The 4337-nt window shown below is 35.8% G+C and carries 3 protein-coding genes; 2 read left to right on the top strand and 1 reads right to left on the bottom strand.

The features are described 5' to 3' along the window. Window positions 1-279: 279 nt before the first annotated feature. On the top strand, window positions 280-1833 hold the full coding sequence (locus tag QVB70_RS13935; protein ID WP_287587403.1) for a glycosyltransferase family 39 protein: 1554 nt from the start codon (window positions 280-282) through the stop codon (window positions 1831-1833). A gap of 83 nt (window positions 1834-1916) precedes the next feature. Here the strand turns inward: QVB70_RS13935 and QVB70_RS13930 are convergent, their stop codons facing one another. Then, window positions 1917-3008 (bottom strand): hypothetical protein, encoded by a 1092-nt coding sequence (locus QVB70_RS13930; protein ID WP_287587401.1) that lies wholly within the window; start codon window positions 3006-3008, stop codon window positions 1917-1919. Between the two features lie 362 nt (window positions 3009-3370). Between QVB70_RS13930 and QVB70_RS13925 the strand changes: the two genes are divergently transcribed. Next, window positions 3371-4337, top strand: a 967-nt coding sequence (locus QVB70_RS13925) for a glycosyltransferase family 39 protein (RefSeq protein ID WP_287587399.1), incomplete at its 3' end; no start/stop codon positions are given.

Below are 4337 nucleotides of genomic sequence, written 5' to 3'. Positions count from 1 at the left end.
TCATTGAACTGCCAAGGGGCGAATGGTAAGTCCTGCCATTCAGAAAATGATGGAAACAGATGTTTAAAATATAGACGAAACAACTCGTCTCCCGCCTCCCGTATTATGTCGCCGTGTATTCCTAAAAAAATATCGTAGTTCTAATTAATATTATGAGAGAGACAACAATGAAAGTGAAAGACTGTTCATTTACTAATACAATCTCACCAGAATTATTTTCAGTTCAAAACAAAAGCTATAAATACGCTTTTGAAAATACGGATCGATAGGTTTTAGAAGATGAAGTCTACGGGCTTAGGGTTGTTTAATCTGTTAATAACTCGACTTCGGACTCTGATAGAGAGAAAATATAATTATTTAATGATTATTATACTTGTATTGGGTTTTTTACTTAGAATTGGATTTATTTCTAGAGCAATAGGAAGAGATGAAGCCGCCTTTTTGTATTACGGTTGGATGATAGTCAAAGGAAAAGTTCTGTATCGTGATTTGTTTAATCAAAAGGCACCTGGAGTTTATTTCACTGTAGCTTTAATTTTCCTTCTTGTTGGTAAACAAATATTACTTGTACGTATAGTATCTATGTTTTTAAGCACAATTACGGCTTTTGTTGTATTTAAAATCGGTTATAAGATAAATAATCCCTTGACAGGTATAATCTCTGCTTTATTTTTTATACTAGAGCCAGTAACTCTACGACGTAGCACGATGGTTTTTTCAGAAACATTTATGGTTTTTTTTATGGCTCTAGCGGTCTATTTTTACATCTTGGCTCATAAGAAAAACAATTCATGGTATTATCTTATTGTGGGTGTTTTAATAGGGCTTTCTACAATTATGAGGCAAACTGGGATTATATTAGCTTTTGTCATCATTTTACATCGTCTTTACGTGAGACATCCGTTGAAAAATTTGCTACAATCAATGGGGGTTTTAATTGCCGGATTTTTAATGAGCATAATACCGATTGTGGTTTATTTTATAGCAGTGAATGCTTTAAATGATGCTATCTATTCTATATTTTTCTTTAATCTATCACCTTCATATGGATTTACTCTGCTTAGACGAGTAGATAATATTCTTGACGTATTCCTAAAAGATCCTATTCTTTGGTGTATTGGTTTAGGAGGACTGCTTCTAATAATTGAAAGAAGAAAAGAATGGCACATTTTTCTAGCGGGATGGTTTATCGCCTCATTTATTTTGGTCATCTCTCTAAGCACCCCATATGGTCATTATTACATCCAAATAATGCCTGCATTTTCACTACTAGGTGGAATTCTTGTTGAAAGATTGCTTGTTATAAGCGAGGAGTTGGTAGACAGCGCATCTCAAAGTCTATTGTATCCAAATATCATAAATTGGCTTTTGGTAGTATTATTGCTCATTGGAATAGGGACAATAGGATTAGAATTATATTTTGATATGAAAACAAGTCATGGATTACCATATCAAATTGAAGCAGCTGAGTATGTTAAAACTCATACCGCTCCAGATGAAATAATATTCTCACCTGATTCTGCTTATTATCTTTTAACTGATCGACAAAACAAATACCGGATTGAACATTTAGCTGCGGGCCATATAGAAGCATTTGGTATTAGTGATTTACCACAATATTTAGAGGAAGAGCAAGTCAGGTATATTATAATTGACTATAACATCGAAATTTGGAATTTTAACGAGGAGCATTATCGTACAACTTTTAATGATGAAACTAGAGCTGAAGAAGTCAAAATTGTATATGAATGGATTCTTAATAATTATGAAATTGAGGCGACATTTGGATCCGGCACTGATATGGTAAAAATTTATCGTTCCTCATTTTGGTAAATTCTGCTCTCATTATTTATTCTTAATTCTTATCTGTAAATGAAAAAATTAGAGAGGATAGGTTGTTCATCGATAAAAAGGGCTTAATATTGTTTTTCACCTGACCGTAGCCCTACAAAAAATATTAAACCGAACCAAAAGCTTGCAAATAACAAACCGATTGTCAGGAGTCCAGGGTCTGCTTGACCAATCCCTAAAAACATCCTAATTTCAGTACTGCCTGGGTTAAGTCCTGCTATATAATCTGCTGCGTAGAGCACTATCATTCCAAGGATGCCCATAATGTAATAGCGGTCTCTAGGAGCGTGGGTGCGAAGTCCTTTAAAGAAACGAATAAGCCAAGTAAGAACTGCTAAACCTAACGCAAAGAAATGGAGAACTCTTTCATAAAGCCATTGACCTGCTCCTACCACATCAGGATCCAAGCCTCCGCCTAAGAACCAAAGGGCTCCAAATGTGAGCAATATTAGGATCTCTAAGAAAGTTATAGCTCTGTCAGGAATTTCGGTTACGTAGTGCGGATCAACTTGTCTTGCACCTTCATAAATCAGCGTAATGAACGCACCAATGGCTGCTGCATCTGCAACGCATAAAACAGCGATATGAATTGGATTAAGTGCTCTAGTCCAGATATTCCAGATTGCTCGAGCTATTCCAGGAGTTGTCTCGGTACCTATGAAATATGCAACGTAAAAGTCGTAAGCCTGCAAGATAGGAATGATCATTAATATTACGAAAAGTAACAAAGTAAAGATCCAAAACCGGCCTCTTTTATCTCCATAATCATCACTTCTAGGATACATAATTCGTCCCGCAACTAAAAATGCAACTACAATGACTATAAGTGGGGTAAAGAGCGGCATAAAGAAGAAGACAAATGCAATCGTAATATTGACGATATAAAAAAGCCGTACACCTTTTGGAACGTGTTCAACAGCCCTTCCCATACCTGAAAATCCACTGGCAATAGAGTCCTTATATATGTAAATTAGTAGTATCCATCCTAGGATGAACGTAACTAGCGCGGTAATAGTGAAAATATCATCCAATACTTCTACTCCAAACGCTGTGAATATAACGGGTAGACCGAAAAATATTATTGGAAAATAGATGATCACGCCTATAAACAATATTACTACAAGCAGTTTTTCCCAAGCTACTTCCCCATAAGACAAATTTGTCATCTCCGTATTAAGCAGTTAATTTTTTTCATTACTAATTTTAACTCGCAAGGCTGATAAAAAAAAGTTTTGGAAAAAAAGTTTACAACACAAAGAAATTTTCTACTAGGTGACGTGGAAATTGAGAGTATTCGGTCATATCTTCATGGAAAACCACGATCAGCGCCTATTTTAGTTTTCCTTTAGGGCGGAGAGGATGTCAGTAAAAGTACAGTCAACATCAGAAAGCTTTATTTTCTTAACAAAAATATAGCAAAAGAATTAAATTTTATACTTCTATCCTATCTGCAAATTCAAAGTAACCCCACTCTTTAAAGACTAACTTCAAAGAAGGTCTTATTTTACAGGTGGATTTAATGAAAAAAGAGCATGTTATTCTCGCACTTATACTAGCCTCTGCTTTTGTGTTGAGGGTTTACGGTGTCATAATCGGTGTTTTCCCTTTTTTCCGTGAGGCTACTTACGGTATGGCTGCTTGGAGGATCATTGAGGGCGATATGCCTTACCGTGATTTTTATCATTCACACCCTCCACTTTCTCCCTATTTACTTGCTTTTGTATTCCTGATATTTGGTGTTGGCGTCATCCAAGCGAGGTTATTCTTAGTTTTTTTCACAACCTTTACAAGTTTCGTGATCTTTTTAGCCGGAAAAAGGATTGATTATAAAACAGGGTTGTTAGGGAGTTTAGTCTATGCAGTTACTCCGTGGTCCGTTGTGTACGGCATGAGGGCGGTAAATGATCATATCGCCATAACTTTCTGTATCATAGGATACTATTTTCTAACACCAGTCTTTATACAGAATAAAGACAAAATAATGGACGCCGCGGCTGAAAGAAACAGTTTACTTTTAGCAGGTCTTTTTGTAAGCATTGGAGTACTGATTAAAATTATAGTGGCACCAATACTGTTTGCTTTTATCGTTATTTTAATCATTGAAGGACGATATAATGGTGTTGGAATTAGCAATCAGACAAAAAATGTTGGTTTCTTAATTCTCGGGTTCATTATTCCTCTATTAGTTGTGTGTTCGCCCTTTTACTTACTATTCGGTGATGAATTTACAAAACAGGTGCTAGGACAACATCTTGAGAAACCTCAGAGACTATGGATAACGCGTTTAGTACAGATTGCTGATTTATTAATCCTGGGAAATGCCTATTTTTTCGTTTTCTTTGCTCTAAGCGTTTTTTTCGCGATACGAAGACCCTATGGAAGGGGGTTAATCATTTGCATTCTTGTTATGATTTTTTCTATATTCTTCTTCGTTCCACGAGCACATGTAAATTATTACCACGCCCTCATCCTGTGGATGTCCATGG

The sequence above is a fragment of the Candidatus Borrarchaeum sp. genome (genome assembly GCF_019058535.1).
In the GTDB taxonomy this organism is placed as follows: domain Archaea; phylum Asgardarchaeota; class Sifarchaeia; order Borrarchaeales; family Borrarchaeaceae; genus Borrarchaeum; species Borrarchaeum weybense.
This window is presented reverse-complemented; position numbering and strand designations above follow the sequence as displayed.

Excerpts from the sequence above, each read along its gene's own strand:
- QVB70_RS13935 (WP_287587403.1), top strand. The coding sequence starts at position 280 with ATGAAGTCTACGGGCTTAGGGTTGTTTAATCTGTTAATAACTCGACTT.